Below are 6,250 nucleotides of genomic sequence, written 5' to 3'. Positions count from 1 at the left end.
CTGCACACGCTTCGCGCGTGCAGTGCTCCGCTGCGCTCCGCCGAACCTTCCAGGTTCGAACCCCGGGCTCGCTCATATATCCATAGAAAAGGGCCCCGCGAGGGGGCCCTTCTCTATGGATGGCTGGGGGACCAGGATTCGAACCTGGGTTGACGGAGTCAGAGTCCGTAGTCCTACCGCTAGACGATCCCCCAGTAAACCGGATCGCGTGCTTCCAGCAAAAACTCGGTGCGGATTTTAGCGCTTCGAGTACTGGGTTGCACGACGGGCCTTGCGCAGGCCGATCTTCTTGCGCTCCACCTCACGGGCGTCACGGGTCAGGTGACCGCCACGGCGCAGCGACGAGCGCAGCTCTTCGTTGTACTGCACCAGGGCACGGGCGATGCCCAGACGGATCGCGCCGGCCTGGCCGTTGCCGCCACCGCCTTCGACGGTTGCGATCACGTCGAAGTTGTCGGTCGACTCGGTCGCCTCCAGCGGCTGGCGCACGACCATGCGCGAGGTCTGGCGGCCGAAGAAGTCGTCCAGCGGCTTCTCGTTAACCGTGATGTTGCCCGTGCCGGGGCGCAGGAAGACACGCGCCGAGGCGGTCTTGCGGCGGCCGGTGCCGTAATACTGATTGGTAGCCATTCGGATCGATTCCCTTGCTGATTCTGGCGGCTCAGACTTCGAGCGGCTGCGGCTGCTGGGCCGTATGCCGGTGTTCGGTACCGGCGTAGACCTTGAGCTTCTTGAACATGGCCCGGCCAAGCGGGTTGCGCGGCAGCATGCCCTTCACGGCAAGCTCCAGCACCTTCTCCGGATGACGCTCGATCATCTGGGTGAAGTTGGCTTCCTTGATGCCACCCGGGTAGCCGGTGTGGTGGAAGTACTTCTTGTCCATGGCCTTGTTGCCGGAGACGCGAATCTTTTCCGCGTTGATCACGACGATGTAGTCGCCGGTATCGACATGCGGCGTGTACACGGGCTTGTGCTTCCCGCGCAGGCGGCGTGCGATCTCGGTGGCGAGTCGGCCGAGGGTCTTGCCGTCGGCGTCGACGAGAAACCAGTCGCGTTCGACTTCGGCCGGCTTGGCGCTGATGGTACTCATGATGTTCGATGCTCCGAGGTCGGGGCGATTCAGAAAGCGCGCAAGAATAACGCTTCCCTTCACCCGATTCAAGCTAAAGAGACAATTCGCGGGACGGGCCGCGCTCGATGTCCACCGGAGCCGGCGTGGCAGGTCCGCGCCTGCGCGAGCGCCCTCCGCAAACAATAAAGGGGGCCGCCCCGAAGAGCGGCCCCCTGCAGGCCCCGGGGCAACGGAGCCCCGGGAAACACGCCACCCGCTTACAGCTGGGCTTCGGCGCGTTCCTGCACTTCCTGCATCAGCTCCGGGTCGTTCTGCAGGGCCATGGCGACTTCGTTGTATTCCTCGACGCTCATGCCCGCATCTTCAACCGCATTGACCATTTCGTCCTGCGCTTCCTGCTGCATGGACTGCGCCTCGGTCTCGTCCTCGGCATTCTGCAGGCGGTCGGCAAAGTCCTCGCGCACTTCCTGCACCGCAACGAAGGCGGACACGAAGGTGTCGATTTCCTGCTCGCTCAGGTCGACCTCGGGGGCCTGCTGCATCGGCGCGCCACCCTGGGCACCACCCTGCGGCGGCTGACCGCCCTGGGCACCGGCCCCGGCACCGCCGTCCTGCGCCGGCGGCTGGCCGCCCTGCGCACCGCCCATGTCACCGCCGCCGGCGGCGCCTTCTGCACCGCCGTACTGCGCGGAGGCCACGCCACCGACGGCAAACAGGGAGGTCAGGGCCATTGCGAGCATCGTCTTGCGCATATTCATCATCTTGCTCCTTTGCTTCCTTTGGATCGTTCGAATCGCGGAGCGAAGGCATCATCGGCCCGGGGCCGGGTGACGCCTCGCCCACGTCGCGCAACCGTGTGAGGAGGAATGGATTCAGCGTTGCGGTTCCGCTTCCTCGATTGCTGTCCAAGGAGGAGCACACCCCGTGCCAAGACCCGGGAAACCCCTATTTGATATTTAGTATCAATAGCTTGTAGACCTTCTCGGGATACACCCCGGGAACATTATGCGGCGAAAAACCGGGTCACAATGACACATGGGTCAGGGCGACCCGGGTCAGGATGTCACGACGGGTCGGACTCCCCGAGCTTGCGGTACAGCGTCTTGCGCCCGATGCCGAGGATGCGCGCGGCGCGCTGCTTGTTGCCGTCCACATGTTCGAGGACTCGCTGGATATAGTCGCGTTCGCGCTCCTCGAGGGTCGGCCATTGCCGGTCGTCACCGATGCCCGGCACCGGCGCGCCTGCCTGCGGCCCCTCGTCGATCGTCGGGCCGGAGCCCTCACCGCCGCCCGCGAACACGCGCTCCGGCAAGTCTCGGGTCTCGATCACCTCGCCCGCGGCCAGGGTGGCGGCGCGCTCCATCAGGCTCGCGAGTTCGCGCACGTTTCCGGGGAAGGAATAGCGCGTCAGCCCGCGCAGGGCCTCCGGGCTCAGGCGCCGCTCGGGCAGCCCGCGGGCCAGGGCCTGTTCGCGCAGGAACTGCAGGGCCAGGCGTTCGATGTCGTCGCCTCGCTCGCGCAGCGCCGGGATCTCGATGCGGAAGGTCTCCAGCCGGTAGTAGAGATCCTCGCGGAAGCGCCCTTCCGTGATATGCGCCTGCAGGTCCTGATGGGTGGCCGCGACGATGCGCACGTCGGTCTCGATCTCCTCGTTGGCGCCCACCGGGCGTACGCGTCCGTCCTGCAACAGGCGCAGCAGTTTGCTCTGCATCGCCACCGGCATCTCGGCGATCTCGTCCAGGAACAGGGTCCCGCCGTGCGCCTCGGTGAACAGGCCGCGGCGGGCACCCTTGGCACCACTGAAGGCACCCGCCACATGCCCCAGCAGCTCCGACTCCAGCAACGCCTCGGGGATGCCGGCACAGTTGATCGCCACGAACGGCCCTTCGGCCCGGCCACTCTCCGCGTGCAGCGCCCGCGCCACAAGCTCCTTGCCGGTCCCGGACTCGCCGGTGATCAGGACGCTGCCATCGGCCGCCGCGATCCGCCGGATCAGGTCGAACAGCTGGAGCATGGCCGGGCTGCGCCCCTGCATGCCGTGGAAGCCGTCGGCCTGCGCCAGCACCTCGCGATAGCGGCGCACCTCGTCCTTCAGCCGCCGCGCCTCGGTCACCCGGTCCGCGGCCAGGCGCAGGTGATCGAGGTCCACCGGCTTGGTCAGAAAGTCATCGGCGCCGGCCTTCAGCGCCGCCACCGCCTGGTCAATGGTCCCGAAGCCCGTGAGCATGATGAATCCCGGCGCCGGCACCCGGGCGCGGGCATCCTGCAGCACCTGAAAGCCGTCGGCACCTGGCAGGCGCAGGTCGCTCACCACCAGGCTGAAGGCCTGCTGCGCGAGCACCCGGGCGGCATCCTCGGCGCTGCCGACCGCCGTGACGGCGTATCCCGCCTCGGTCAGTTCCTCGTGCAGCAATTCCCGGTGCCCGCGATCGTCCTCCACGACAAGGACCGCTTCGTGTGACACGGCGGGCGCGGGGCTTGACGTATTGCTGGGCTCGCTCATGGGCTTGGCTCCGTCGGTTCGTCCGCGGCAAGCGGCAGGTGCACGACAAAACGGGTCTCGCCGGCCACGCTTCGATCCAGCATCACCGTGCCCCCGTGATCCTCCAGTGCCACCTGGACGACGGCAAGCCCCAGCCCGGTCCCCTCGCCGGTCGCCTTGGTGGTAAAGAACGGCTCGAACAGGCGCGCGGCCTGCTCGTCGTCGATCCCGCGTCCGGCCGCGGGGCCATCGTCGGCCACCACTACGGCGACACGACCGTCCTCCACTTGCCAGTGGACCCGAACCTCGCCCGTGGCTGCCTGTGCGGCGTTTTCCAGCAGGTTCTCCAGCGCCTGCCCCAGGCGCAGCCGGTCCGCGGCCATCACCAGCGGCTCACCCTCGACCCGAAAAGACACCGCACGCGTCGCATGCCGCCCCCGCACCCGCTCGACCAGGTCATCGAGGAGCTGCGCGAGGTCCAGCGGACGCGTCTGCAACGGATTGCGCCGGGCAAAGTCGAGCAACTGGCGCACGATCGTCTCCACCCGTTCGAGCTCGGCCTGCAGCGCCTCCATCTCCTTGCGTGCCGGGCCGGTCTCCGGCAGGTGGCGGGCGGCTCGCTGCACCCGGCCCGCGATGATCCCCAGCGGGGTACCCAGCTCGTGCGCCACGCCCGCGGCGAGCTGCCCGATCGCCGCCAGCTTCTCCGAGTGCCGCAGCTTCTCCTCCAGACGCACCTGCTCGCGGCGCTGGGTCTCCAGCTCGGCCTCCGAGGCCTCGCGCCGTTCCATCATGCGGTTCATCGAGACCGCCAGCCCGCGCAGCTCCGACGGCCCGTCCTCTGGGGCACGCAGGCCGCGCTGGCCATCGCCGATCGCGTGCATCGCGGCCATCAGACGCGAGACATGCCGCCCAACCGCACGGTGGTACCCGAACAGCACCACCAGCAGGAACAGGCCGCTGACCCCGAGCATCAGCATCCCGCCCTGCCACTGCAGCTGGGCCACAAACGCCCGGAACGGGGTGACATCACGGGTCACCTGCAACAGGCCGACGATCCGGCCCGCCGGATCCGACAACGGCAGGAAGAAGGAAAAGGTCTCGCGGCCCTGGTGTTCCCCGAAGGCCCCGAGACTGCCGGTCTCGCTGATGACCCGGGCCTCTCCGCGGCGCTGCAGGGTCGGGCTGGGCGGGCCGCTGGCCGCGACCATCCGGCCGTCGTCGTCATAGACGTAGACCCCGAATACCTCCTCGATCTGGAACAGCGAATCCAGCGACTGCTGCACACCGGTGACATCGTCCTGGAGCATCGCACTGGACACCGGAAGCCGGATCGAGCGCGCCACCAACTCGATGTCCTCCTGCATGCGGTTCTCCATCTGCGCCTGGAACTCGCTCAGACCCAGCGCCACGACGGCGGCCATCAGTAACAGGAGCGGCAGCAGCACGAACGACAACACGGCGGTGCGCAGGCTGTTCAGGCGTCGGGTCATGAGTCTCGAGTGATCGGAGATGATTTGCCGCGGGGCGGTCCGGACCCAATGGTAGACACGTCCGGCAGCAGGAGGCGAGCCCGGAAGCCACTGACTCAAGGCAAAAAAAAGCGCGGGTCGAAGCCCGCGCCAAGAAAACCACCAAAGGAGGATGGAGGAGTCCACCAACCGCTGACAGGGGGGACAGCGATTAGCGTATGCAAATCTTCTAATATGACGATATTGTTGTCAACCGGTGAAAGCGCAGGGGGTCACAAAATTCACCGTTTCGTCACATCACGTACCCTTGAAGACCTGCATACCCCGTAAGACGCGCATCTGCCGAATCTATTCCCGGGTACGAACACGGCCTGCCGGGGATTCGTCAAAACACCACTTCGTTCACGGATTCAGCGCCATGCTTCATCACCTGAGTCACCCCGTCACCCCGCTGGCGCAGAACGCCACGCTGATCTGGTGCGACGCCACCGGGGCGGCCGCCTGGATCGACCCCGGCGCGGATGCCGATGTCCTGGAACGTATCGCCCGCGATCAGGGCGTGCACCTGGAGAAGATCCTGCTGACCCACGGCCACCTGGACCACGTAGGAGCCACCGCCGAGCTGGCGGCCCGCACCGGCGTCCCGGTCATCGGGCCGCATCGCGACGACGCCTTCTGGCTGGATCAGCTGCCGGCGCAGGCGCAGATCTTCGGCTTCCCCGAAATCGCCCCGCTGTCGCCCGATCAGTGGCTGGACGACGGCGACACCATCACATTGGGACACACCACGCTGCAGGTGCTGCACTGCCCCGGCCACACCCCCGGCCACGTGGTCTTCCACGACCCGGAGAGCCGGCTGGCCCTGGTCGGCGACGTGCTCTTCCATGGCGCGATCGGCCGCAGCGACTTCCCGCGCGGCAACGGGCGCGAGCTGATCGCCTCGATCACCGACAAGCTCTGGCCGCTGGGCGACGACACCCGATTCGTACCCGGCCACGGCCCCGAGTCCACCTTTGGCCAGGAACGCCGCAGCAATCCCTTCGTCGGCGATGCGGCCCTCGCCGCTGACGGCCAGCCCGGGCGCGGCCGCTACTATTGAGCGAACCCAATGCGTTTCGCTCTGCTCAACGCATCCCGCGATGCTGCTGAGCGCAGCCGGGACGCCCCGGACGGGGCGGGGCGCTTCGAAGTCTTGCAGGGTGTGATCGAGCACCGCGAAACGCA

General features: G+C 67.2%; 6 protein-coding genes and 1 tRNA gene. 1 reads left to right on the top strand and 6 read right to left on the bottom strand.

Going from position 1 to position 6,250, the window contains the following annotated elements:
• Positions 1-120 precede the first annotated feature (120 nt).
• The 6 genes from F572_RS0100780 to F572_RS0100755 form a co-directional block, all read right to left on the bottom strand.
• A tRNA-Gln gene (locus F572_RS0100780) sits at positions 121-194 on the bottom strand.
• 43 nt (positions 195-237) lie between these two features.
• Complete coding sequence (gene rpsI / locus F572_RS0100775; RefSeq protein ID WP_017940582.1) at positions 238-630, bottom strand: 30S ribosomal protein S9; 393 nt, start codon at positions 628-630, stop codon at positions 238-240.
• Positions 631-661: 31 nt separating this feature from the next.
• On the bottom strand, positions 662-1,090 hold the full coding sequence (gene rplM, locus F572_RS0100770; RefSeq protein ID WP_017940583.1) for a 50S ribosomal protein L13: 429 nt from the start codon (positions 1,088-1,090) through the stop codon (positions 662-664).
• Positions 1,091-1,329: 239 nt separating this feature from the next.
• The gene (locus F572_RS0100765; protein ID WP_017940584.1) at positions 1,330-1,830 is read right to left on the bottom strand and encodes a DUF4168 domain-containing protein; all 501 of its coding nucleotides are present in this window, start codon (positions 1,828-1,830) and stop codon (positions 1,330-1,332) included.
• Positions 1,831-2,135: 305 nt separating this feature from the next.
• Positions 2,136-3,575 (bottom strand): sigma-54 dependent transcriptional regulator, encoded by a 1,440-nt coding sequence (locus tag F572_RS0100760; RefSeq protein ID WP_051045137.1) that lies wholly within the window; start codon positions 3,573-3,575, stop codon positions 2,136-2,138.
• Entirely contained in the window at positions 3,572-5,047 is a 1,476-nt protein-coding gene (locus tag F572_RS0100755; RefSeq protein WP_017940586.1) for an ATP-binding protein, read from the bottom strand. The genes F572_RS0100760 and F572_RS0100755 overlap by 4 nt, the downstream gene beginning before the upstream one ends.
• A 397-nt stretch (positions 5,048-5,444) precedes the next feature.
• Between F572_RS0100755 and F572_RS0100750 the strand changes: the two genes are divergently transcribed.
• Positions 5,445-6,125 carry an MBL fold metallo-hydrolase gene (locus tag F572_RS0100750; RefSeq protein ID WP_017940587.1) on the top strand — a complete coding sequence of 227 codons (681 nt, stop codon included), beginning with the start codon at positions 5,445-5,447 and terminating at the stop codon, positions 6,123-6,125.
• Positions 6,126-6,250 lie beyond the last annotated feature (125 nt).

The sequence above is a fragment of the Thioalkalivibrio sp. ALE14 genome (genome assembly GCF_000376845.1).
Classification (GTDB): Bacteria; Pseudomonadota; Gammaproteobacteria; order Ectothiorhodospirales; family Ectothiorhodospiraceae; genus Thioalkalivibrio.
The sequence above is the reverse complement of the archived record's forward strand: the minus strand, read 5'-3'. Positions and strand labels throughout refer to the sequence as shown.

Excerpts from the sequence above, each read along its gene's own strand:
- rpsI (WP_017940582.1), bottom strand. The coding sequence starts at position 630 with ATGGCTACCAATCAGTATTACGGCACCGGCCGCCGCAAGACCGCCTCG.
- rplM (WP_017940583.1), bottom strand. The coding sequence starts at position 1,090 with ATGAGTACCATCAGCGCCAAGCCGGCCGAAGTCGAACGCGACTGGTTT.
- F572_RS0100765 (WP_017940584.1), bottom strand. The coding sequence starts at position 1,830 with ATGAATATGCGCAAGACGATGCTCGCAATGGCCCTGACCTCCCTGTTT.
- F572_RS0100760 (WP_051045137.1), bottom strand. The coding sequence starts at position 3,575 with ATGAGCGAGCCCAGCAATACGTCAAGCCCCGCGCCCGCCGTGTCACAC.
- F572_RS0100755 (WP_017940586.1), bottom strand. The coding sequence starts at position 5,047 with ATGACCCGACGCCTGAACAGCCTGCGCACCGCCGTGTTGTCGTTCGTG.
- F572_RS0100750 (WP_017940587.1), top strand. The coding sequence starts at position 5,445 with ATGCTTCATCACCTGAGTCACCCCGTCACCCCGCTGGCGCAGAACGCC.